The sequence below is a fragment of the Pseudomonas sp. TS_SC_3 genome, from assembly GCF_056156225.1.
Genome location: NZ_CM149586.1, coordinates 1,057,691 through 1,082,387 on the forward strand (window position 1 = coordinate 1,057,691; position 24,697 = coordinate 1,082,387).

The 24,697-nt window shown below is 54.9% G+C and carries 17 protein-coding genes; 13 read left to right on the forward strand and 4 right to left on the reverse strand.

From position 1 onward, the window contains the following. Positions 1–25 precede the first annotated feature (25 nt). The 9 genes from AC0J6G_RS05285 to AC0J6G_RS05325 all read left to right on the forward strand — a co-directional run bounded on the left by AC0J6G_RS05285 (position 26) and on the right by AC0J6G_RS05325 (position 16,845). The gene (locus AC0J6G_RS05285) at positions 26–3,352 is read left to right on the forward strand and encodes an Eco57I restriction-modification methylase domain-containing protein (protein ID WP_475251963.1); all 3,327 of its coding nucleotides are present in this window, start codon (positions 26–28) and stop codon (positions 3,350–3,352) included. A gap of 57 nt (positions 3,353–3,409) precedes the next feature. Beyond that, positions 3,410–3,922, forward strand: a complete 513-nt coding sequence (locus tag AC0J6G_RS05290) for an SMI1/KNR4 family protein (RefSeq protein ID WP_475251965.1) — start codon at positions 3,410–3,412, stop codon at positions 3,920–3,922. 8 nt (positions 3,923–3,930) lie between these two features. Beyond that, positions 3,931–5,598 carry a hypothetical protein gene (locus tag AC0J6G_RS05295; RefSeq protein WP_475251967.1) on the forward strand — a complete coding sequence of 556 codons (1,668 nt, stop codon included), beginning with the start codon at positions 3,931–3,933 and terminating at the stop codon, positions 5,596–5,598. Between the two features lie 4 nt (positions 5,599–5,602). Then, positions 5,603–6,556, forward strand: a complete 954-nt coding sequence (locus AC0J6G_RS05300) for a hypothetical protein (RefSeq protein WP_475251969.1) — start codon at positions 5,603–5,605, stop codon at positions 6,554–6,556. Positions 6,557–6,676: 120 nt separating this feature from the next. Continuing rightward, positions 6,677–8,350, forward strand: a complete 1,674-nt coding sequence (locus AC0J6G_RS05305; RefSeq protein WP_475251971.1) for a DUF262 domain-containing protein — start codon at positions 6,677–6,679, stop codon at positions 8,348–8,350. A gap of 39 nt (positions 8,351–8,389) precedes the next feature. Further along, positions 8,390–10,711 carry a BREX-1 system phosphatase PglZ type B gene (pglZ, locus tag AC0J6G_RS05310; RefSeq protein ID WP_475251973.1) on the forward strand — a complete coding sequence of 774 codons (2,322 nt, stop codon included), beginning with the start codon at positions 8,390–8,392 and terminating at the stop codon, positions 10,709–10,711. After that, positions 10,708–12,759 (forward strand): BREX system Lon protease-like protein BrxL, encoded by a 2,052-nt coding sequence (gene brxL, locus AC0J6G_RS05315; RefSeq protein WP_475251975.1) that lies wholly within the window; start codon positions 10,708–10,710, stop codon positions 12,757–12,759. Before pglZ ends, brxL begins: the two co-directional genes overlap by 4 nt. Before the next feature lie 209 nt (positions 12,760–12,968). Then, positions 12,969–14,606: a HamA C-terminal domain-containing protein gene (locus AC0J6G_RS05320; protein WP_475251977.1), complete on the forward strand. Its 1,638-nt coding sequence runs from the start codon at positions 12,969–12,971 to the stop codon at positions 14,604–14,606. A 94-nt stretch (positions 14,607–14,700) separates the two neighbouring features. Continuing rightward, the gene (locus AC0J6G_RS05325) at positions 14,701–16,845 is read left to right on the forward strand and encodes a DEAD/DEAH box helicase (protein WP_475251979.1); all 2,145 of its coding nucleotides are present in this window, start codon (positions 14,701–14,703) and stop codon (positions 16,843–16,845) included. 106 nt (positions 16,846–16,951) lie between these two features. Here the strand turns inward: AC0J6G_RS05325 and AC0J6G_RS05330 are convergent, their stop codons facing one another. From AC0J6G_RS05330 to AC0J6G_RS05345, 4 genes are all read right to left on the reverse strand, one after another. After that, positions 16,952–18,346, reverse strand: coding sequence for a tyrosine-type recombinase/integrase (locus AC0J6G_RS05330; protein WP_475251981.1), 1,395 nt, complete (start codon positions 18,344–18,346; stop codon positions 16,952–16,954). 258 nt (positions 18,347–18,604) lie between these two features. After that, positions 18,605–18,751, reverse strand: a complete 147-nt coding sequence (locus AC0J6G_RS05335) for a c-type cytochrome (protein WP_475251983.1) — start codon at positions 18,749–18,751, stop codon at positions 18,605–18,607. A 446-nt stretch (positions 18,752–19,197) separates the two neighbouring features. Continuing rightward, positions 19,198–19,377, reverse strand: coding sequence for a rhodanese-like domain-containing protein (locus tag AC0J6G_RS05340; RefSeq protein ID WP_475253605.1), 180 nt, complete (start codon positions 19,375–19,377; stop codon positions 19,198–19,200). Further along, a complete protein-coding gene (locus AC0J6G_RS05345) occupies positions 19,374–19,556 on the reverse strand; it encodes a hypothetical protein (protein ID WP_475251985.1) in 183 nt (60 codons plus the stop codon). Before AC0J6G_RS05345 ends, AC0J6G_RS05340 begins: the two co-directional genes overlap by 4 nt. Positions 19,557–19,568: 12 nt before the next feature. Here AC0J6G_RS05345 and AC0J6G_RS05350 point away from each other — a divergent pair, with 12 nt between their 5' ends. The 4 genes from AC0J6G_RS05350 (at position 19,569) to AC0J6G_RS05365 (ending at position 24,593) form a co-directional block, all read left to right on the forward strand. After that, entirely contained in the window at positions 19,569–19,871 is a 303-nt protein-coding gene (locus tag AC0J6G_RS05350; protein ID WP_475251987.1) for a hypothetical protein, read from the forward strand. A gap of 403 nt (positions 19,872–20,274) precedes the next feature. Further along, positions 20,275–21,480 carry an acetyl-CoA C-acetyltransferase gene (locus AC0J6G_RS05355; RefSeq protein ID WP_475251989.1) on the forward strand — a complete coding sequence of 402 codons (1,206 nt, stop codon included), beginning with the start codon at positions 20,275–20,277 and terminating at the stop codon, positions 21,478–21,480. Positions 21,481–21,496: 16 nt separating this feature from the next. Beyond that, complete coding sequence (locus AC0J6G_RS05360; protein ID WP_475251991.1) at positions 21,497–23,641, forward strand: 3-hydroxyacyl-CoA dehydrogenase NAD-binding domain-containing protein; 2,145 nt, start codon at positions 21,497–21,499, stop codon at positions 23,639–23,641. A gap of 223 nt (positions 23,642–23,864) precedes the next feature. Continuing rightward, positions 23,865–24,593, forward strand: coding sequence for an amidotransferase (locus tag AC0J6G_RS05365; RefSeq protein WP_475251993.1), 729 nt, complete (start codon positions 23,865–23,867; stop codon positions 24,591–24,593). Positions 24,594–24,697 lie beyond the last annotated feature (104 nt).

Here is a 24,697-nt window from a genome sequence, read left to right on the forward strand (position 1 = left end):
CATTGGCTGTGGCAAGGACGTACCCATGCGCGAGTTCCTCGACAAAAAGCTTCGCAAACAACTGGAAACCACCGTCATCCGGGCGCGCTATATCGCCGAGCAGGCTGCGCAAGAGGCACTCACCCGGCTCAGTGTTGGCGACGCCAGCGCGGCCAGTTACCTGGATGACGAGCAGCGTGCATTGCGCAACCGCTTGCGTGCCCATGGTCGCCAGCTGGGGGATCTGCGTGATGCCCGTACTGGCCAGCAGGAAACGCAGCGCCTTTGTGTGGAGATTGCCTACGAGCATTGGCACCGCATGCTATTCGCGCGCTTCCTTGAGCAGAACCATCTGCTGATGTACGACCCGCATACCGCACTCACCCTGGAAGAGTGCCAGGAGCTCGCGGCGGATGAAGGCTGTGCCAATGGCTGGGAGCTGGCCGGCAAGCTGGCATCGCGCATGCTGCCCCAGGTGTTTCGTGCCGACTCGCCAGCTTTGGCGCTATCCCTTGCCTTTAACCACGTACGTGCGCTGGAAAAGTTGATTGCTGACCTAGACAAGGCCACCTTCCAGGCGGCCGATAGCTTGGGCTGGGTTTACCAATACTGGCAGGCCAAGAAGAAGGATGAAGTGAACGCCTCGGGCGTGAAGATCGGTGCCGACGAGTTGTCGCCGGTGACCCAGCTCTTCACTGAACCCTACATGGTGCAGTTCCTGCTGGATAACAGCCTGGGTGCCTGGTGGGTTACCCACTACCCGCAGCATCGAGATCTACTGCCGCTCACCTACCTGCGCATGGTGCCTGCATCTGCCGAGGATGATTCATCCGCCAATGCACAGGTGCCTGCCGCAGGTACCTTTGACGGTTGGCCGCAGAACCTGGCGCAGTTCAAGATGCTGGATCCGTGCTGCGGCTCGGGTCATTTTCTAGTGGCTACTCTGTTGATGCTGGTGCCAATGCGGATGGAGGCCGAAGGCCTGTCAGCTGATCAAGCCATTGATGCGGTTATCAGCCAGAACCTCCATGGCCTGGAGCTGGATCAGCGCTGTGTCGAGCTCGCTGCTTTTGCGGTAGCACTGGAGGCCTGGCGTTATGAGGAAACTGGTGGTTATCGTCCCCTGCCGACACTCAATATTGCTTGTGTAGGACAGCGGATTCAGACACCGCGCGAGCAGTGGCTGGCGCTTGCCGGTGAAAATTCCGAAATCAAAGCCGGCATGGCTCGGTTGTATGACACCTTCCGTGATGCGCCGATTCTTGGCTCGCTAATTGATCCAGCTCGTAGCCTAAAGGGAGATCTGTTCACGGCTGATTGGACACGAGTGCAGCCCCTTCTCGCTAAGGCTTTGGCCGTAGGCGAGATTGGTGAAGAGCTACGCGAGGCAGCTATCACTGCGCAAGGGTTGGAGCGAGCAGCAGAGCTGCTTAGCCAGCTGTATCAGCTAGTAATTACAAATGTCCCCTATCTGGGGCGTGGTGATCAATGTGAGAGGCTAAAGGACTTTGCTGAGTCTCATTACTCGTCCGCGAAAGCTGACTTAGCGAATGTTTTCCTAGAGAGAAGCCTTGAACTCTCTGCTCCGCACGGCGCTGTACAAATTGTAATGCCTCAAAATTGGTTATTCCTTGGCAGCTATAAGAAGCAGAGAGAAAGGTTGCTTAAGAGTGTCTCATGGAACTTTCTCGCTCGGTTAGGTGAGAGGGGGTTTGATAGCCCTCAGGCGGCTGGTGCATTTGTTGCTCTTCTAACACTGACTGATAAGGAACCGGGTCCTGACAGTAGGCTGAGTTGCATTGATGCAAGCGTGCCGAGAACGCCGCAAGAGAAATCTAATTTACTGCGTAGCGGGGAAGTAACATCTATTAGCCAGAGCGGGCAGCTAAAAAACCCAGACTCTCGAATTTTGTTGGTTGATCTCGAGCAACATGCTGAAGACCTTGGAAAGTATGCAGATTCATATCAAGGTATCGTGACTGGCGATAAGAATAGATTTTGCTGTCAGTTTTGGGAGGTGGGTTTCGGCGGAGGATGGGATCCTTTACAGACCTCGTCGGATGATGAAGATCCATACTCTGGCTTGTCTCTTGCGGTCTTTTGGCAGGAAGGTAGAGGGCAGCTGCATGAGTACGCGGCGGAAACGAGAGAGCAGCTGCATGACATGCATGAAAGTGGAAATAGAGCTTGGGGGTACTCTGGGGTTGCGATAAATAGAATGAGGAATCTTCGAGGCGTTACCTATTATGGTGACAAGTTCGAAAATAACCTTGCGGTGCTTGTTCCAAAAAATGAAGCATACTTGCCGGCTTTGGTTGCCTATTGCTCTAGTACTCAGTTTTCAGAAGATGTACGAAAAATTGACATGAAGGTTAGTTTGACAAATGTAACTCTAACTAAGGTCGGATTTGATTATGAGTATTGGGATAAATTTGCTGCAGATAATTTTGGAGGGGTAGTACCAAAACCTTATTCTGATTCGCCTGCTCAGTGGATATTCCATGGTCATCCACGGCCTGCTACTGAGCCTTTGCATGTTGGCGTTGCCCGGCTGCTTGGGTATCACTGGCCTGTTGAATCCGATATCGAGATGGAGTTATCAGATGAGGCCCGCGAATGGATCGCTCGCAGCGCTGCGCTGAATCCCCTTGCCGATGACGATGGCATCGTCTGTCTTTCGCCTTTACGCGGTGAGAAAGCGGCTGCTGATCGTCTGGAAAGCCTGCTGCACGCGGCGTTCGGTACGGATTGGACGCCGCAGTGTCGTAATCAGCTATTGGAGCAGGCCGGCGCCAAAAGCCTCGATGTTTGGCTGCGCGACAAGTTCTTCGAGCAGCACTGCAAACTGTTCCACCACCGTCCCTTTATCTGGCAGATCTGGGATGGCCTCAAGGACGGCTTTAGCGCCTTTGTCAACTACCACAAGCTCGACCGCAACAACCTGGAACGGCTGATCTACACCTACCTGGATACCTGGATCAGCAACCAGCAGCGTGCCGCGAGTGAGAAGGTGGACGGCGCCGATGCCCGCCTGGCTGCAGCACAGGATCTGAAAGCTCGCCTGGTGCGCATCCTCGAAGGCGAAGCCCCTTACGACATTTTCGTACGCTGGAAGCCGCTGGAGCAGCAGCCCATTGGCTGGAACCCCGACCTCAACGACGGTGTGCGCCTCAACATCCGCCCCTTTATGACTGCCGAAGTCCTGCGCCACAACAAAAAGCCCAAACTCAACATCGAGTGGAAAAAGGATCGCGGCAACGACGTCCCCAGTGCCCCTTGGTACAACCTGGGCCTTGAATACGGCGAAAAAGAAGGCGCCCGTATCAACGACCATCACCTGACCTTGGCCGAGAAAAAAGCTGCACAACAATAAAACTGCAGCCCTGCCAGCTTCCTGTTGGCAGGGCCTATGCACCGCAGGAGGCGAAAGATGAAGCAGCTCTGGCAGCAACTGGAAAACCACCTAAGCGCTCACAACCCCGAGCAGTTTGCCGACCTAAACCCCCCGGCCACCGACGCGCAGATTCGTGAGTTCGAAAAGACCCTCTGTGTGCAATTACCAGCCGACTTTGTCGACTGCCTGAAAATTCACAATGGGCAAAAGGGCAAAGCAGACTGGTTGTTCGAGGGGCACGAGTTTCTCTCAATAGAGAAAATTCTGATGGACTGGGCGACATTGAATCGGCTGCTTAAAGGTGGTGATTTCGACGGGGAAGCCGCAAAGCCAGATCCTGAAGTGATCGCTGAGTGGTGGAGCCCAAGCTGGGTGCCATTTACTTCCAGTGGTGGTGGCGACCATTTCTGCCTGGATCTTGAGCCTTCCTCAAAGGGCACGTCTGGCCAAGTCATCAAGTATTCAGGTGAGTTGCCCTCCAGACGTTTGAAGGCATCGAGTTTCTCTAAGTGGTTTGAGTCGTTTGTTAAAGCTAAAGTCGGCTGCTGAGGTGCGATATGGAAAAAACGCTTACCGAGCTGCGCGAGGAGCGCCTGCAGAAATTATTTGCTGACTGTCAGCAGCAAGTGCTTGGGCAGATCATTGGCCCCTTTGGCCTGTCCATGGCCATGTTCGAAGACAAAAACGGGGGCAACGTTACGACGCTGCATAATTTCTCGCGCGATGACGATACCTATGTCGCGACGGAGTCAGACAAGGTTCTCCATGCTCATTCGAAGAAAGAGTATGACGAAGAGGTGAGGGCGCTTTACGAGGTTGATACAAAAGATAAGGCGAGTACTGCAGGTGGCAAGACCTGGAAAGAGAAGCGCGACGAGCGAATCGCGAAAGGGCGCGATGAATACACTGGGGCTGATGTCTCTGCAGACGGTACCACTACGGTTAAGAGCGGTGACGTTGTTTCTGTTGAGCTTGACCATGTGGTCTCGATTGGCGAAACCCATGCCACGGCGAAAAATCACCTTGCTTTAGGTAAGGTTGTTGTCGATCCGGCAACGGGGGAGAAGGTGGTTGATACCGCTCGCATTCGTGAGATGGTTAACCACGATGACAATCTGGCTTTGACCAATAAGCCAGCTAATGCCTCTAAAAAAGCCCAGGATCTTAAAGAGTGGGCTGAAAAGGAGCGAGCTGACGGTACTACAAATGCTGAAGAGTACGGCCTAAACGAAGAGTTGGTCGACAACGCACACACCAAAGCCAAAGCTCACGCTGAGCGTACGGCAGACACTGCTCTTCTTAAGAAACAAACAACTGAGCTGCTACAAACCGGTGCCAAACAGGCAGCTCTGATGGGGCTCAGGCAGTCGTTGGGTCTACTGCTGACCGAGCTAGTGAATTGTCTTTTTAACGAATTCAAAGTACTGATCAAGGCTGGCGTTGAAGCAGGCAAGACGCTCTTCGAGGAGATCAAAGAGCGTCTTCAGCGCGTGATAGCCTCTGTGGTCAAGAAAATCCCCGCAGCTGCTTCCCAAGCCTTTCAGGGTGGGGTCAGTGGCTTTATGAGCAACCTGATCACCTTCTTGATCAACAACTTCCTTTCGACGGCCAAGCGCTTCGTGACCATCATCCGCGAGGGGCTGCTGGGGCTGGTCAAAGCTTTCAAGATGATCATGTTCCCCCCTAAAGGCATGACATCCAGTGAGGCGCTGCAGGAGGGGCTGAAGATATTAACGCTGGTTATCGTTACCAGTGTTGGCTTTATGCTGCAGGAAAGTGTGGCGACTTTTCTAAAGACTCTGCCTTTTCTTATTCCTGTCGCCGATGCGGTCTCCGGGGTGTTGATTGGCATCATGACGGGGCTGCTGTCTGCGTTCCTGGCTTACCAGCTGGATAACCTCTTTGAGCGTTATCGTTACGCGTATGACGAGAAACTCTTGGATGCCATTGCAGCCGACGCAAAGCTCTCCGATAGATTTGCCAGCGATATGGTCAGCCAAGCAGAGGCCTCGCTTGCCGCTATTGCCATGTATGCCGACTCGATCAAGAGCTACCAGCAGACAGGTGAAACGCTTGCCGCTGCTGGTATGGCCTCGCAGGCCACAATTTTTAGCCTGGATCATGTTGTAGCGAGCGCTAAGGCACAGGTTGAAGAAACGAAAGAGATGATTTCGTATCTTGATGAGACTGAGGCCATGCTGGACGATTTTTTTAATAAAAGGTAGTTCTATGAGCAGTTTGACAGGTAAGGAAGTTCAGATTGTTAATGCGCTATCGTCTGCAGATTTGCCAGAGAGTCTGATTGGAGAAAGTTGCGTTAAAGAATTAATTTCGGCAGTAGTGGGTGCTCAGCAAGAGGCCAGTAGCGCCGCCGATCGCTTGCAGTGGGCAAGAATGGTCAAAGCCAACAGTAATGCGATTAGCAACTGGTGGAACAATAGCGAGGATAACGTTAAGGATGCTCAGCTAAAGCTCACCACTACTGTAGCGAATCTTAATCGCCACTCCTCCCAGCTGCTGATATTTAACACTGCTATTTCCAAGGTACTGTGTGATCAGCAAGAAGTGTTGTTACGCCAGCAGAAAATTCTTGAGGAGCAAGCAGAACAGCTAAAGCAGCAAAACTTAGATATTTTTGCTCAGCAGAAAACTCTTGAGGTCCAGCAGGATGAAATCCGTAAAGCCAACCAAGGGCTGATGGAGGCCAAGGGTGTTACCGCTGAGCAGGCCCGTAACCTGGTTGGGTGCGTCCAACGAGTTGAAGCCACTGAAGAGCGAATCTCAGAGGTCAATCGCCAGCTCCTGGTTGCGATTGAGCAGCATCTTCATCAGGTTCGTGAAGAGCTAAGCACCTCCCAAGCGTCTGCTGTGAGTTCTCTAGAGGCACGCGACAAGCAGTTGCTGCAGTTCATTCAGGATCAACAGCAAAAAATTGCCAGCCACGCTTCGCTTCAGCAGGGGCTTGATGACCGTGTTCAGCTTCTAGAACGTACGCTACTGCAACTGGTTGAAGAGGCTGTAAACAAGCAGATGGCTGCAGTATCACAGCATGCTGAAGCCATGGAGCTGCGTTTGAACGAGCTGAGCTTGCAGCATTCGGCCCACAGCAAGCGAATGATCATTAGCATGAGTTTGCTTGCCATTGCGTTGGCGGGAGTTGGGGCTGCAGGTTTTCTGCTTTGAAATACGATTAGTTCTAGAGGCTAAGTAGTCCGAGAAAAGAGCTGTATATTGGGCAGACTTTTTGCAGCATCCAATGTTTCATTTTCCCCTGCCAAGTCTGGGATGACCTGAGAGTTTTAGATGAGCAAAAAAATTAGTGGTGCCGAGTATCCGCTGTCAAAAATATTTAGCTCTGAATTCGATTATGTCATTCCGCCTTATCAGCGCCCCTATGCTTGGACAAAAGATCAGGCAGGTGAGCTCTTTGACGACCTCTATGATTTTTTTAGGAATGAGGCTGAGGACAGCTACTTTCTGGGATCGATTGTTCTTATAAAGGATGAGGGCAAGCCCGCTGCTGAGGTTATTGACGGACAGCAGCGTTTAACAACCCTAACAATTTTGCTTTCAACCCTGACGTCCCTGTTGTCCGGGGACAACCATACGTCCTTTTATAGCTTCATTCGTGAACCGGGGAACGTAGCGTTGAAGCTCAATCCCAAGCCGCGTTTAGCCTTGAGAGAAAAAGATCGAGAATTTTTCGCTCAGTATGTTCAAGGGTTGCGATTTGCTGATCTGGTGCAGATTGATCCTGCGCAACTTGCGAATGAGTCGCAGCGAAACATTCAAGGTAATGCTCGCCTGTTGATCGAGCGGCTTCAGGAAAAATTTAGAGGTGAAGAAGCCGCTCTGGTGAACTTCGGCTCATTTCTGCTGATGCGTTGCTTTCTGGTGACAGTCACCACCCCGAGTCAGCAATCGGCATTCAGGGTCTTCTCGGTTTTGAACAATCGAGGTTTGGATCTTCTACCGACAGATATCATCAAAGCGGAGGTCATCGGCAAGCTTCCAGAAGACAAGCGCGAAGCTTTCAATGATCGCTGGGAAGACCTTGAGGTCGCGACCGGCCGCGATGGCTTTAACGAGCTCTTTGGCCATATCCGGATGATTTATGCCCGCTTTAAGGCTCGGCGAATGCTGCTTGAGGAGTTCAAGGACCACGTGCTGAGCCAGGTGACGTCCTCTGAGGCCTTGGTCGATGAGGTGGTAGCGCCTTATGCCGAGGCCTATTTGATCGCCAAGCAGTGCCGGTATGTCTCGACATCCTCGGCCGATAAAATTAATGAGCTTTTCACCTGGCTGAACAGGATCGACAACTCAGACTGGCTGCCTGTAGCGATAGCCTTCCTGGCGCGAGAAGGCAATGATGCAGCGGCTGTGTTGGACTTCATTTCGCGACTTGAACGGCTGGCAGCCTTCCTGCACCTGACTGCCAAGAATGTGAACCAGCGTATCGAGCGTTATGCCCTGGTTATCGAGGACATTCTGAAAGGGGTTTACGTCGACCGAGTCGAGCTAACGCCGGGTGAGTGCGCTGAGATGTTGCGAGCTCTGGATGGTAACGTCTACGAGATGACCGCCCGGCGTCGAAACTATTTGATCCTGCGCTTGGACTCCTTTGTGTCTGCGATGGCAGCCAACTACACGCCGAATGTCCTGACAATCGAACATATCTTGCCTCAGACTGTAGATCCTGCGAGCGAGTGGGCAACCACTTGGCCGGACGCCATTGAGCGTATGAAGTGGTTGCATCGCTTGGCGAACCTAGTGCCTCTGACACGTGCTAGAAACTCCAAGGCATTGAACTATGACTTTGCCAAGAAAAAGTCTGCGTATTTTGCCGGTAGCACGGGGGTGACGCCGTATGCTTTGACGAGCCAAGTGCTGCACCAGCATGAGTGGACACCTACGCAGGTTGAAGCTCGTCAGAAGGATCTTTTGAAAGCGCTTTCTGCCAGCTGGCGTTTGGGGTAGTTGCTCAGGTATTTCCCGTTTTTGATTGTGAGCTAATTGATGATCGTACTTGAGGCTTTGGCTGCGAGCCTTCGTGCTGCAGCGCAGTACAACGCCAGTTCCCAGGTTGCACCTACAGCGATCCTTTGGCCTGACAAGGATCGAGAGTGGTTGCCTGTGCTTGGTCAACTCCAAAGCGCGCTTCCAGAGCTTTTTTCGCTGGGAAGCTACAAGCCTGATCACCGGCAAGGCCCCGCCATATGGCTCAAGTGTGTAATCGCTGATGCGTTGCCTGAGATTTCCCTCCCGGTTGGTCAAACCCCGATCATTTATTTGCCAGGGGTAAGCCGGCAGGATTTGCGGGCAATCACTGCCTGCCCTGTGGAGCTGCAGCCCCTGGCTGAGCTGCAGTATCGAGGCGTGCTGTGGAGTCAGGTGAACGCTAAGGACTGGACCGTCAATGCGTTTCTGATTTCTCGCACTGGTGGCTTGGGGTTGGATGTTGCGCAGGACGCCAAAACCCAAACAGCAATGCTGCGTGCGCTTGAGCCATTACTCGATACTGATGCTTCACGGCTCCAAGGCCGGCGACTGGAGGCCAGTGACTTCAACCAGCTTCTCAGTACCGACAGCGTACGAGATGTGCTGACGTGGCTCAGTGACAGCAAGGCTGTGCAGGCCAGTTGGGAAGGGGCTCGTTGGGATGCCTTTGTTGGCATCTCCCATAGCGAGTTTTTGGTTCACCCAGAGAAAGATGGCGACCTAGTTGCGGCAGAGAATCTCTGCGCCCGGTTGGGGCCCTGGGCACGCGTCTGGGAACGGTTCATTGAGAACACCGCTGCTTTTTCAAGGCTGCCGAATGCCTTGATGCGCTGCCAGCCAGATCTAGCAGCGGATGTCTCGACCTATCCAAGCTATAACCAGCAGCAGGAAAACGATCTGCTGGCGCAGCTGCGTACGCTTTCCACTCGGGGTAGCAGTGTGCTGCGTCAGGGGCTGATTGATCTCGATGCTCACCACGGCGTACGTCGGTCATGGGTGTGGGCAGAGATAGGTTTAGCGCCTATTGTTCAGCTGCTCGAACCCCTGGTGCTGATTGCTAAAACAGTTGCTGATAGTGGCCTTTCCGGTACCACCCCCGAGGAAATGGCCGAGCATTATCGGAGTCATTATTGGGTCGTTGACGATGCTCAACTCCGAGCCCTGGCGATGGCCCGAGAGCCCTCAATGCAGTTGTTGGTGAGAGATATCCTCAACACCCTGTATACGCCCTGGTTGCACGAGACGGCGCTGAACTTCCAGCAGCTGGTGAGAGCGAAAGGCTACCCAGGGAGCGACGGTGTCAATGAAGCTGTTGCCACCTATCAAACCTCCAGTGAGGTCGTTTTCTTTGTCGATGGACTGCGCTATGACGTAGCGCAGCGTTTGGTCGGTCGCCTGCAGAGCTTGGGCGAGGTTAGACAGCGGTCAAACTGGGCTGCGTTGCCTTCGGTGACGGCCACGGCTAAAGCTGCCGTGATGCCGATTCATTATCAGGTAACGGGGCGTACAACCGATACTGACTTCCAGCCCAGCTTGAAAGCTGATGACAAGCCCCTGAGCGCTCATTATTTCCGCAAGTTAATGGAAGAGGGCGGTTGGCAAGTGTTGGGGGCGGATGAGAATGGTGATCCGCAAGGATTGGCCTGGGTGCAGACCGGAAATATCGATGAAGCAGGCCACACAGACAATCTGCGCCTGGCCGGCCGGATTGATTCTCTGCTGCAGGATGTATACCTACGCGTTGAGGAGCTACTGCAGGCCGGTTGGCGAAAAATCCGTATCGTCACGGATCATGGCTGGCTTCTGACGCCGCAGCCGATGGCTAAAGTTGATCTACCCAAGCACCTTGCAGAGGTGCGCTGGGCTCGCTGTGCTGAAATCAAGGGTACCGTCCAAACCACTCTGCCCACCGTTAATTGGCACTGGAACCCAGAGCAAACGATTGCCGTTGCACCAGGGGCCAGTGCCTTCCTTGCTGGACGTCATTACGATCATGGAGGCTTGAGCCTGCAGGAGTGTTTGACGCCGATAATCGAGGTGCTCAGCACGGCTGCGCCGTCGTTGAAGCTAAGCGCTGCGGCTATCACAAAGGTGCAGTGGCTGGGCCTGACGTGTCGCGTAGAGGTACAAAGTACAGCCGCTGATCTGAGTGTCGATCTGCGCAGTAGCCCTGCGGATCCGGCAAGCTCGCTTGTGCGTGCCAAAAGCCTCAAGGGGGGCAAGTGCAGCCTGCCGGTGGAGGACGATGAGCGGGAGGGGGATGCAGTCGTAGTAGTTGTTCTAGACAGCGCGGGGAATGTGCTCGCTAAGCAGGCGACCTTGGTTGGAGAAGAAGTGTGATCGAACTGGACATTCTTGACTCGAAAGCTGCGGCTGCGTTTGAGGGATATATCGTCCGTAAGGATCTGGTGAGGACCTTTGCCAGGCAATTCCCAGTGCCGACCTATGTTGTTGAGTTTTTGTTGGGTCGATACTGCGCCAGCACTGATCCCGATGAGATCGAGGAGGGTATCGAGATCGTAGAGCGTCAGCTCTCCTCCCGTACAGTCAAGGCCGGCGAGGAGGAGCTGTTCAAGGCGCGTGCATACAAGAATGGCACGGTGAAGTTGATTGATCTTGTTAGTGCGCGCTTCAGTCAGAAAGACAACGGTTATCTCGCAAGCCTGCCTAGCGTGCAGCTCACAAACGTTCGCATCGCAGACAAGTTAGTGGACGATAACGAGCGCCTGCTCACTGGTGGTTTCTATGCGGAAATCACGCTGGAATACGACCCCGCAATAGCGGAGGAGCGAGGCAACCCTTTTGGCGTGCAAGATCTGCGGCCCATTCAGCTTTCGAAACGCGACGTGCTCGACACCCTTGGAGAGGCGCGAAAGTCTTTCAGTAGCGAGGAGTGGAAGGATTTTCTGCTGAGATCCATCGGCCTTGAGCCTGAGAGGCTGGATGCCCGAGCCAAGGATGCGCTACTGCTCCGTATGGTTCCTTTCGTTGAGCGGAACTACAACTTGGTTGAACTGGGTCCTCGCGGTACGGGTAAGAGCCATCTGTTTCAGCAGGTCTCTCCTTATGCGCACCTGATCTCAGGTGGCAAGGCATCCATTGCCAAGATGTTCGTTAATAACGCCAGCGGGCAGAGAGGTCTGGTGTGCCAGTACGACGTGGTCTGCTTTGACGAAATCAGCGGAATTTCCTTCGACTCGAAGGAAGGCATCAACATCATGAAAGGGTACATGGAGTCGGGCGAATTCAGCCGCGGCAAGGAAAGCATCCGTGCCGATGGTTCGCTGGTCTTTGTGGGGAATTTCGATGTAGACGTTGAGCACCAGCAGCGAGTGGGGCATCTGTTTGGGCCGCTGCCTCAGGAAATGCGTGATGACACCGCCTGGATGGATCGGATTCACTGCTTCCTACCTGGTTGGGATGTGCCCAAGATGAGTCGTGAGCTGACCACCGATCATTTCGGGCTAGTGAGTGATTTCTTTTCGGAGTGTCTGAGCCGTCTCCGCTATGAGAGCAGGGTCAGTGCGCTGCAGAACCGAGTTCATCTGGGCGGCGCGTTGAGCGGCCGAGATACCAATGCGGTGAACAAGACGGCGTCAGGCCTTCTCAAGCTGCTTTATCCCGACTCATCTCAGGCAGTTGCAGATGACGACCTGGAGTGGGCAACGCGCCTTGCTCTTGAGGTTCGCCGCCGGGTTAAAGAGCAGCAAAAGCGTATCGGTTCTGCTGAGTTTCGAAACACCCACTTCAGCTACTTCATCGGTGATGACGGCGTCGAGAAGTTCGTTGCGACCCCTGAGCTGCGTGCGGATAACGAGATTGGGGACGACCCTCTCGAGCCTGGCCAGATCTGGACAATCAGCGAGGGTGGGGCAGAGATCGATGATAACGCGGGGCTTTACAGGATTGAGGTCAACGAAGGGCCAGGTTCTGGGGTGAAGATTCTCAATAATCCAGTACCGCCAGCCTTCAAAGAGTCGGTTCGTTACGCAGAGCAGAATCTTTACGCTCGAGCCTCCCAACTGATTGGTGACCGCGATCCTCGCGCGCATGAGTTCACTGTGCAGTTACGTGCTTTTGACGCCGCCAAGCGCGGCTCCAAGCTAGGTGTAGCGGCGCTTATCGCGATGTGCAGCAGTCTGCTGAAGAAGTCTGCTCGGGGTGGGTTGATTGTGGTGGGTGAGATCAACTTAGGTGGGTCTATCGAGCCTGTGCTTAACCCGGTGAGCATCGCCGAGTTGGCGGTAGAGAAGGGCGCTACTGCCCTATTGATGCCGGTCACCTGTCGGCGCCAGCTCTATGACCTGTCTGATGACATGGCCACTAAGATTGATATCCAGTTTTATCAGGATGCTAGGGATGCGTTTTTGAAGGCGATTGTTGAGTAGATTGAGTTCACTGGCCTGTTGCTTATACGTGTAACTCGTCGAGCAGCACTTATTAACGCCAAGGTTAACTTTCCTAGACGTAGATGGTCGGCTAATTGCTCTTAGTGGTAACGTCACAGAACTCACAGGGACCGCCCCTCATGCCCATCCTGCTAGAGCTTGTGCGGCTACCCGATTTCAAGTGGTATTTCTAGCTATGCAGGGATGTCATGGTGCGTATATCTAGTCCATCCAACAAGGGTGGGCCTGCGGCAAGGCAAGGCTTCAAGTATCAAGATCACGTTGCAGTCAGCTTCATTTTCAAGATGCTTCGCGACAGCACCTACGTACAGGTCGAGTGCGAAACAGCCGACGACATCGTTGCCGTGTTCCAGTGCTCGGGGCAGACCGTCTACGAGTACATCCAGGTCAAAACCACTGAGGGTAACCACAAGTGGAACTGGAAAGAGGTGACCGATCTTGAGGGCAAGAAGGCGGAGTCCTCCCTGTTGCAGAAGTCGCTTAAGTGTGATGTTCGATCAGGCATAGCACGCTTCCGGATAGTGACTAAGCGGGACGTCGCCACCATATTGGAAGGCTTCAAAACAGAGCTGGGAAAGCGAGTCTTGCCTGACGCTACCACGGAGCGTGGTGCGGCACTTCTCAAGAAATTCAAGAAATCCCGCTCTCCTCAAAACCGAGACTTCTCCTACTGGGCGGAGAATTTCGTGTGGCAGGTCTACGGCGAAGTGGATGCTCTGGCAGCGATCAACGTCAACAAGCTCGCGAAGCTGGCCGAGCACTATGGCAATCGGCCCAACTACAACCAGCTAAAAGGCATCTACGATGAGTTCTTGGAGCTAGCTGACAAGGCCGCGACTGCCGATGTAAAGACCGATGCCGCGACCAAAATCATTCATCGCGAGACTACGTTAGCCCTCCTCAGGCAGCGATTGGACGAAGCCGATGCGGTTGCAACCTCTACCTCAAAACCCTATAAGGTCCGGCCTGACCCGTTTCTGGTGGAGTTTCACGCCAGTACTGAAGAGGAGTTGCTCCGTTCGGTCACCGCTTTCGACGTGCGCTATTCATTGAGGAAATGGCGATGTGATGGCCTGGCAAAGCACCTTATCGAATGGTTACCAGAGTTCTCGCTCAAGGCCAGCGAGATTGTGAACATCCAAGCGCACAATGCCGAGGCCATCATTGCACGGTCGATCTGCGCTTTTAACGATAATGATCTGCCGCGAGACAGACTCGTTGCAGAACTCATTCTCCACGCCATTCTGCGAGGCCGAGCAAATAGCGAGCCTATTGCCTGTAAGGTCTTCTACAAGACTGCAGGCAAGCTTTCCGAATTCGGCAATGCCCACATTGTCCAGGAACCTGGCCAAAACGACCAACTGTGGCTTGGATTTGCGCGGTTGATTCAAGCCGGCAGCATGGACTCTACTCTGAAGCAAATTTGCGAAGTCCTGGACGCCACTATCTCGGATGCCGCTCTGTCCGCTGAGCGCGAGATCATCATTGCGCTACGCGAACCTCATCACCACCTGCCCAAAGCCGAAACATTCAATCAAGCGTTGCATCGAAACTCGCCTGTGGACGATATGCTCAACGTCCTGTGCTTTCCCATCCTATTGACCTACGACAGCGCAGCGCTCGCCTCTGGCTGGCTGGCCGACTACGTAAACAACCTCAAGAGTGAGATCGTTGACCACTACAGTGCCCTGAAGGCACAACTCCCTGAAAATCTTGAACAGGTAAAGATTGCAGTCTTCCTGGTGCCCATGGAGAGCGTTGCAAAGTTAATTAAAGCCTTCAACGACCGCTGCCAAACACTTGAAAATTTACAGACGCTGAGCTGACGGTTCGCTGCTAGTAGCTGTGCGCCAAAGGGATAGAGGGTATGGGAAACGTTATGAGCGCAGCCCCCCGTGGGGCCTAAGGAATGAAGCGGTCATGAATTACGAAACAGCCAAAGAAAACCTGGCTCATCTCAACGAGAACAGCTCATTCAGGGTCGATCTGCTACTGGCTATTAACAGGTTGGTCAACAGAGGTGATCCGGAGTGGGAGGGGCGTGACCTGGTCATCCGCGCTCTGGACAAATTCGACCTTTTCGATGTCGTCGAGCAATCGTTGTTGCTCAATATGGTGCGCACGGTAGGCCTATTTCCCTACATCACACCTTATTTAAGCAGCATCGCCATGTCCGACCGTCTAGCTTACGAGGCGCATCGGGTTGAGGGGGTCGAACAGGGGATGGTGTTCCATCACCTACAGGCGCATGTCTTCAGCCTCATCATGCAGGGCAGGAACGTGGTGCTTAGCGCATCGACGAGCGTTGGGAAAAGCCTCGTGGTCGATGCTGTCCTAGCACAGCGCTGCTTCAAGAAAGTCGTTGTGATCGTTCCAACCATTGCGTTGATCGACGAAACCCGTCGCCGCCTGGTCAAACGATTCAAGCAGTTCAACCTGATCACCCATCCCAGCCAGGAAGCAGAGGCGGGAACGACCAATGTCTACCTGCTGACCCAAGAACGAGTCATCCAGCGCAAAGATTTAGATGATGTTGAATTTTTTGTTGTCGATGAGTTTTACAAAATCGACCTGACCAGCGACAAGGACGAGAGTACCCGTGCTGTCGATTTGAGCTTAGCTTTTCACAAGCTCGCCAAGACCCGCGCCCAGTTTTACATGCTTGGTCCGCACATTCAGCGGATCACCGGGCTTGATAGCTATGAGTACAACTTCATCCCGTCCGACTTCAGTACGGTCGCAGTCGACATACAGAACTTCAGCCTGGGCATGCGCTCGGAGGAGCGGAAAGAAAAACTCCTTGAGCTCGTCAAGACACTTGATTCCCCAACGCTGATTTACTGCCAAGCGCCACCCAGTGCCAATCGAGTTGCTCAGTACCTAATCGAGGAGGCTGGGCTGTCGGAGGTGCCGGAGACGCAGGAGATTGCTGCATGGATCGCCAAGCATTACCACCCTCAGTGGAACGTCGCCAAGGCAATTTCCTTGGGCGTCGGTATTCACCATGGAGGAGTCCCGCGCGCCTTACAGCAATACATCGTCAAGCTGTTCAACGAAGGTGTCATTAAGTACATCATCTGCACGTCAACGATGATCGAAGGGGTAAACACCTCTGCTGAAAACGTCATCATCTATGACCGACGGCTGAAGGGCTCCAATTTCGACTACTTCACGTTCAAGAATATTTCCGGCCGCGCTGGCCGAATGAATAAATACTTCATCGGCAAGGTATTCATGCTCGAAGCCCCGCCAGCGGAGAAAGGCCTGACCGTCGAGTACCCCATCGGTCACCAGACCGAGAGTTCTCCAATGGGGCTGTTGATGCAGCTGGAGAATGAGTACCTCACCGACATCTCGCGTGGGCGGCTTCAGGTGGCGTACGCCAACCCTGTACTGTCCGCTGCAACCCTGATTGAGAATCGGCATATCCCCATCGATCGACAGCTGGAAGTTGCGAATACTATCGTTCGCGAGTTAGCAGCAAGCCGTCAACTACTCACCTGGAAAGGCATTCCAGAGCAGCCACATCAGCTCAACTATCTCTGCGAGCTCGTTTACGGCTTGGAAGGCGGCAACCTGATGGACTATGGGATTTCCTCAAGCTCCCACTTGGCCTGGCACATCAATGAGCTTCGCGCGCAGAAAAATCTGGCCTCCTACCTACAGCACGCTGTGGAGAATCGCAGGGTAGATGATACCCCCAGTGAGGCGATCAACCTGCGGCTGAAGTTCATCAGGAACATGGTTTGCTTCCGGCTACCGCGGGACATCATGGCCATCAGCAAGATCCAGGCGGACGTATTCACACAGAAGGGTATCGAACCCGGGGATTTCAGCTTTTTCGCGGAGCAGTTGGAGAACCTGTTCCTTGACCCATTGCTCACTGCCCTTGACGAATATGGCATTCCTACTCAGGTATCCACCCAGATCAAAGGGCTGATCCTGCCTTCAGAGCACCTGAATGATTTGCTTCGGAAACTCCGGGCATTGGCACCACAGGTAGAAAGGATGCAGTTGAGCAACTTCGAGAAGAGCTTGGTGAGCTGGGCTATCGCGGAGATGTAGTTTTCTTTTGGCCTCATTCTTAAACCCTACCGTCCAGCATGTTCGATGTTGGCTGGTGCTGGGATATTGCAAGCAGTGCTTTGGGGCGTTTTGACCTGAAAACTGGTTAGTCAGCCAAAGGTGCGACCATGATAGTACTCAGCCTCTCTCCGAGAAGCCGCCAAGCCTCGGTCTTCTCCTTCGCATAGTCATGATGCAAATAGTGTCGTCGAACCTTGGATCCGCCTAGCAGGTGATTCTGGCAGCGATCGATGATCTCCAGCGTGACGCCGAGCTCCTGCATCATGGTTGCACCCGTCCGGCGCAGGTCATGCGGAGTCCACTCACCCTTGGTACCTTTGCTCAGTACTAGCGAGTCGTCGTGATGGCGCCCCGTCAGAGGTTTGCTGCGGTTCTTGAATCGGCATTGGCGATCGCCAATCAGCTTGCTTACCGTCTTGGTATCGACATGACTATCGCCGTCCTTGCTGGGGAAGCAGAACGGTGTATGGCCGGTTTCTTTGTGCAGCCGTTTGAACTGCTCAAGGGCAAAGGCTGAAAGAAATACGTGGTGATCCTGGCGCTTACCCTTATGCCCCTTGGTCGCTTCGGCTGGAATGAACCAGGTGCCTTTATCCAAATCCACGTACCGCCATTCCGACTTAAGTAGCTCGCCGATGCGGCAAAGAGTGCTCAGGCAGACCCATACAGCGCATTGAACGCGCAGGTTGACCGGACGAATGCCGGAGTACTTCTGGCCGGCAGGTAAGTCCTCGTAATCGCGCTCCAGGCGCTCGAAGATATCGCGTAGTTCGCGGATTTCAGCCGGCGAAAGCAGTCGGTCGCGCTGTTCTTCGTAGTCATGGTCGAGCAGCTTATTGGCGTCGATCAGGTCGGCAGGATTTCCGTCAGCCATCAGGGTGCGCCACGGCTTACGCTTTTCTCCCCAGCGCAGCATTTGGCCGATGTCCTTGCTGCGGATTACGACGGTACGGTTCAGGCCGCGCGCTTTGACCGAGCGTAGGACGGTGAGCAGATCTTTCTCTGTCAGACTGCGCAACGGCTTCTTGCCAATCAGGGGGAGCACGTCCTTTTTGAAGCTTCGCACCAGTTCGGCATTGCCATCCTGGCGGGAGACGCCGTCGCGTATCCATTCGTCAAACAGGTCAGCCACTGTTTTGTTTTCGGCGGCCTCACGCTCTGCTTCAGCGATAGTGTTGGCAATCGCAGCTTGTGCCTCGATCCGCGCTGCTTTTGCGGCAAGGGTAGGGTGCAAGCCTTTCGTGACGAGAGCCCGGGATTCGTCTCGCTCAGATCGGATTTGCGCCAAGCTTTTCTTTGGCCAGCTACCAAGCCGCTTTCGGGTTCTGGAGCCATCCAGTTTGAATTCATAGCTGAACTGAACCGTTACTCCGCGTATTCCGGCTCGTACCTCGGCAACCAGCCCACCATCCTCTCGGAAGACCTTTCCGTGATCTTCAGCTGTGAAAGCCTCCAGTTGCTTGATTGTCAGCTTGGCCACTCTCTACCCCTAGTAAAATTCTTCGCTCTCGAATTTTGTGCCACTTTTGTGCCACCGAAACGCTTGGCTGGTGGTGGACGGGAGTGGACGCTGTGGGAAGGTAAAGTAGCCTGAAAGGCCCGTAATTGCTAGTGTGTGCGTTGTTTATGGGCGTCTATGGACATCCATGGAAATCCACTAAATAAGCGCATGGGGTGCAAGGGGTAGAGTGTTCGAATCACTCCGTCCCGACCAATCAACCCCTACATTATAGCCTGGTCAGTGATGACCAGGCTTTTTTGTGTTTGGGATTTTTGCGTTACTTTCCTTTTTGTAATAGTTAGGGCCGAATTGCGAGTCGCCTGCGCCATTCAAACGATGACAAACTATGCAGTTCTTCTGGTGCTGGGCAAAACCGGATTGCACCGCCGAGCGGGCTTATGCCGCTGGCAGTAGTTGCGGGAAACCCTGTGCTAACGGGGCAAGTTTGTGGGTAGTGGCCCGTTGGAACAGCAATTTCTCCGGGCCGATCTGCCTGGCGGCTGGGTCTTCAATGGTAAGCCAGGTCTGGCTGCCGGTTTGGCTGAGCGCAGGTGTGGCGGAGAGTCTGGCGGCAAAGCTGTCGCTAACCACCAGCTGCAGGTGATTACCCGGTTGCACACCTTCCAGCAGAGCTGGCTAACGATGCGGCGCGGTAGTGCATGTTGCGTTTGTAGCTGACGTCGTCGCTGATCTCGACGCTTTGCGCTTGTGTTTGGGCGATCAGGTGAGCGTTGGCTGGCGTAGCCCCTTCTAAGGTCAGCTCGCTCGGCAGCGTGCAGATGTGTGAAGGGTTAAAGGGCGAGCAGGAGGATACCAAGAGTGCGTTTTTTTTAATCCTGCGACTCTAGAGCCAATTTCAGTTCCTCATAGCCTCCGGCATTGATTAAGTTGCTGTAGCCCATGGCTCGTAGGCTTTCCTGAGCGATGCTGGAACGACGGCCGCTGCGGCAGTAGAGAATTATGGGTGTGTTTTGCCGGGTGCAATGGCGCTGATGCGGCTTGCGATTTATTCGTGGTCAATACGCTCGGCGTTTGGCAAAGCGCCAGTTTCAAACTCTTCAGCGGTGCGAACATCGATCAGCATCGTATCGGGCGATTGCAGGGCAGTGACTGCAGTGCTCAGTTCGGCTTCGCCTGCTATCAGTGGCTGGCTGACAAGCAGGCCGAGGATGGTGATTAGATGACGCATGGCAGGCTACTTATGGTGATTGAAATCACCCTATCACAGGCGCTGCTGTTCAAGTATTGGCGTGCGTCGTGCTGCCCTTGCCAGCGCACCCTACTGCGGATGGCAAGGGGGAAATGTTTGGAATTGTTGTGGTTTGAATGGCCGGTAAACAAACAGGAGTGGTGGCAACGTCAGCTGACCAAGCGGGTGAGGTTGGGAAGGATCAAAATGACGGTGATGGCAAAAACGATCATGCCTGCTTGGCGCATCTTCACGGGATTGAACATGGCGGTTGGCCTTTTTGTTTTTTGCGGCGAGCGATCACTGTCCAACTGACTGCTTGGATGCAACGTCCCACCTCATATGGGGCATTTGAATCGCCCCGGCAAAGCCCGGTAGCGATACCTAGAACCAGCGTCCTGCAAGCTTTTCAACTGGTCTAATCTAACTCTAGGGTGGCTGGCCGGCGGTCATAGACGCCTTGATTACTATGGCTTGCAGGCTAGTTTCCAGCAGTTATGAGGCCGATCCTCGCACTCACGAGTGAGCCCTGTGCTAGACACCTTTATGCGCTATTGCCCAGTGATTGACCGTTTGTCTGAGCTGAGCGGTCAATGGCCCTGAGCGCTTCGGTCATTGAGCCTGCCGGTGTGCGGCGTATGGTGACAACACTCAACAAAAACAGGCGCGGGCCTCACCTGCGCCATCAGCCACCCTCCATTGGAGGTCTGAGGACGCCATGACCGAAGCATATATTTTCGATGCCGTGCGCACGCCCCGCGGCAAGGGCAAGAAGGACGGCGCGCTGTACAGCGTCAAGCCGGTCGACCTGATCGCCGGCCTGCTCAAGGCTCTGCAGGCGCGCAATAACCTCGACACCAGCCAGGTCGATGACATCGTGCTTGGCTGCGTGACGCCGGTGGGTGATCAGGGCGCGGACATTGCTAAGACGGCCGCCATGGTAGCCGATTGGGATGTCAGCGTGTCGGGCGTGCAACTCAATCGTTTCTGCGCTTCGGGTCTGGAAGCGGTGAACATGGGCGCGATGAAGGTGCGTTCCGGCTTCGAGGACCTGGTGGTGGTAGGCGGCGTCGAATCAATGTCGCGCATTCCCATGGGCTCCGACGGCGGTGCCTGGGTGATGGATCCGGCCACCAACATGCACACCCACTTCACCCCGCAGGGTATCGGCGCCGATCTGATCGCCACCCTGGAAGGTTTCAGCCGCACGGACGTCGACAGCTTTGCCCTGCGTTCCCAGCAAAAAGCTGCCCGCGCCAGCAAAGACGGCTCATTCAGCAAATCGCTGATTCCGGTGGCCGACCAGAACGGCATCGTCCTGCTCGATCACGATGAATTTATCCGTGGCGAGTCCACCCTCGAAGGCCTGGGCAAGCTCAAGCCGAGCTTCGAAATGATGGGCCAGATGGGCTTCGACAGCACCGCGCTGCGCGTCTACAGCCATGTTGAGCAGATCAACCACGTGCACACCCCGGGCAACAGCTCCGGTATCGTCGATGGCTCTGCCCTGATGTTGATCGGCTCCGAGGCCAAAGGCAAAGAACTGGGCTTGAAGGCGCGTGCGCGCATCGTCGCCACTGCCGTGACCAGCACCGACCCGACCATCATGCTCACCGGCCCGGCGCCGGCCACCCGCAAGGCGCTGGCCAAGGCCGGGTTGAACGTCAATGACATTGACCTGTTTGAGGTCAACGAGGCGTTTGCCTCGGTGGTTATGAAGTTTATGAAGGACATGGGCGTCAGCGAGGACAAGGTCAACGTCAATGGCGGTTCCATTGCCATGGGCCACCCGCTGGGTGCAACCGGCTGCGCCATTCTCGGCACCCTGCTCGACGAGCTGGAGAAGCGCAAGCTGCGCTACGGCCTGGCCACCCTGTGCGTAGGTGGTGGCATGGGCATCGCCACCATCATTGAACGAGTTTGAGGCGGAGATAAGAAAAATGACTGACGCCATCCGTTACGAAAAAGGCCAGGACAATATCGTCGTTCTGACCATGGACATGCCCGGCCAGAGCGCCAATACCATGAACACGGTGTACCGCGAAGCCATGGGCAAGATTGTTGACCGCCTGGAGGCCGAGAAGGATTCCATCGCCGGGGTGATCGTTACTTCTGCGAAGAAGACCTTCTTCGCCGGCGGCGACCTCAATGAGCTGATCAAGGTCACCAAGGCCGATGCGCCGGCCTTCTACCAGATGATCCTCAATATCAAGGGCCAACTGCGCCGTCTGGAGTGCCTCGGCAAGCCGGTGGTTGCGGCGATCAATGGCGCGGCCCTGGGCGGCGGCTGGGAAATTGCCCTGGCCTGCCACCACCGTATCGCCCTGAACAACTCCAGCATCCAGCTCGGTTTGCCGGAAGTGACCCTCGGGCTGCTGCCGGGCGGCGGCGGGGTGGTGCGCATGGTACGTATCCTCGGCTTGGAAAAAGCCCTGCCGTACCTGGCCGAAGGCAAGAAGGTACGCCCCGATGCGGCGCTCAAAGCCGGCCTGATCCATGAACTGGCCAGCGATAGCGATGATCTGCTGGCCAAGGCTCGCGCCTTTATTGTCGCCAACCTGACCGCTGTGCAGCCGTGGGACGTGAAAGGCTACAAAATTCCTGGCGGTACACCGTCCAGCCCGAATGTGGCGCAAATGCTGGCCATCGCGCCAAGCGTGCTGCGTGACAAGACCAAGGGCTGCTTCCCTGCGCCGGAGAAGATCATGTGCGCCGCCGTTGAGGGCGCGCAGGTTGACTTCGACACCGCGCAGATCATCGAAGCACGCTACTTCACCGAGCTGACCACCGGCCAGGTGGCGAAGAATATGATCGGCACCTTCTGGTTCCAGCTCAATGAAATCAACGCCGGCGGCTCACGTCCGCAAGGCTTCGAGCCCTATGTGACCAAGAAGGTCGGTGTGCTCGGAGCAGGCATGATGGGCGCCGGTATTGCCTATGTGTCCGCGGTCGCCGGTATCGACGTAGTGCTCAAGGACATCTCCATCGAGGCCGCTGAGAAGGGCAAGGACTACTCGGTCAAGCTGCTGGAGAAGAAAGTTGGCCGTGGCCAGATGAGCGCTGAGAAGCGCGATGGCATTCTGGCGCGGATTAAATCCACCGTCAGTGAAGCTGACTTTGAAGGCTGCGACCTGATCATCGAAGCCGTGTTTGAGGATCGTGACCTCAAAGCCAACGTCACCGCAGCTGCTGAGCGCGCGGCGCTGGCTGACGCAGTGATTGCCTCCAACACCTCGACCCTGCCGATCACCGGCCTGGCCACGGCGGTGCAGAAGCAGGACAAGTTTATCGGCCTGCATTTCTTCAGCCCGGTGGACAAGATGCCGTTGGTGGAAATCATCAAAGGCGAGCACACCAGCGACGAGACCCTGGCGCGTGGTTTCGACTACGTCATGCAGATCAAGAAGACCCCGATTGTGGTCAATGACAGCCGTGGTTTCTTCACTTCGCGGGTGTTCGGCACCTTCACCAACGAAGGCCTGGCCATGCTCGGCGAGGGCGTGAGCGCGGCGATGATCGAGAACGAAGCGCGCAAAGCCGGCATGCCGGTCGGCCCACTGGCGATCAGCGACGAAGTGTCGATGAGCCTGATGAACCATATCCGTCAGCAGACCATCAAAGACCTCGCAGCCGAAGGCAAGCAGATTCCCGAGCACCCGGCATTTGCCGTGATCGACATGATGCTCAATGAATACAAACGTCCGGGCAAAGCAGCGGGTGCGGGCTTCTACGATTATCCGGCGGGTGGCAAGAAGCACCTGTGGCCGGAACTCAAGGCGCGCTTTGAGAAGCGCGATGCGCAGATCTCGCAGATCGACGTGCGTGATCGCATTCTGTTTATCCAGTCCATCGAAACCGTGCGCTGCGTGGAAGAGGGTGTGCTCAAGTCGGTAGCCGATGCCAACATCGGTTCGATCTTCGGTATCGGCTTTGCCGCCTGGACCGGCGGCGCGTTGCAGTTCATCAACCAGTACGGCGTGCAGGACTTTGTCGCCCGCGCCAAGTACCTGGCCGAGCAGTACGGCGAACGCTTCCTGCCGCCTGCTTTGCTGTTGGAGAAGGCTGCGAATAACCAGCTGTTCTAGTGCCGTGATGTGTTTAAAAGCCGGCTACTGTGAGCCGGCTTTTTATTGCCCTCGCGCTTATAGTGACCGGTAGATGTTAAAAGACCCCTTGGCGACTATCGTGACCGTAAATCAGGTCGGGTAATTGGTCGTGTTTGGCCTGCAGCTATTGCCTTGCAGGCTGTCAGCAGGCACGCTGGCGCGCTTGCAAATCAACCCTCCTGCGCCCTAGGTAACCGCCCATATGCCGCTGCAGATCTGCATCCTAGAAACCGATGTTCTTCGCCCTGAACTGGTCGACCAATACGACAGTTATGGTCGTATGTTCGAACAGTTGTTCGCGCGCCAGCCGATTGCTGCCGAGTTCAAGGTGTACAACGTGATGGAGGGGCATTACCCGCCGGACAGCGAGTGCTACGATGCTTACCTGGTGACGGGCAGCAAGGCCGACTCCTTCGGCAGCGATGCCTGGATCCAGACGCTGAAAACCTACCTGTTACAGCGCTACAACAACGGCGACAAGCTGTTGGGTGTGTGTTTTGGCCACCAGATTCTTGCTCTGTTGCTGGGCGGTAATACTGAACGCGCCACGCAAGGCTGGGGCGTCGGTATTCACCAATACCGCATGGCGCAAAAAACGAACTGGATGAGCCCAGATTTGGAAGACCTGACCCTGCTGATCAGCCACCAGGACCAGGTGACCAAGCTGCCGGAGAACGCCACGTTACTGGCCAGCAGCGAGTTTTGCCCGATTGCCTCTTACTGCATTGGTGATCAGGTGTTGTGCTTCCAAGGCCACCCTGAATTTGTGCATGACTACTCGCGCGCGCTGCTTGACCTGCGCCAACAGCATATTGGCGAGCCTGCCTACTCCAAGGGAGTCGATAGCCTGCAGCGCGATCACCAGGGTCATACTGTGGCGGAGTGGATGATGCGCTTTGTCGCTCAAGGCCGTGCGGGCTTAGCTGAGTAATTTGCGCTGGATGAAAAAGCCCGGTCAATGACCGGGCTTTTTTATGGCATTTCACCCATAGCCGTCACTTTGCGGGCCGCGCACTACGCGACGTTAAAAATCGC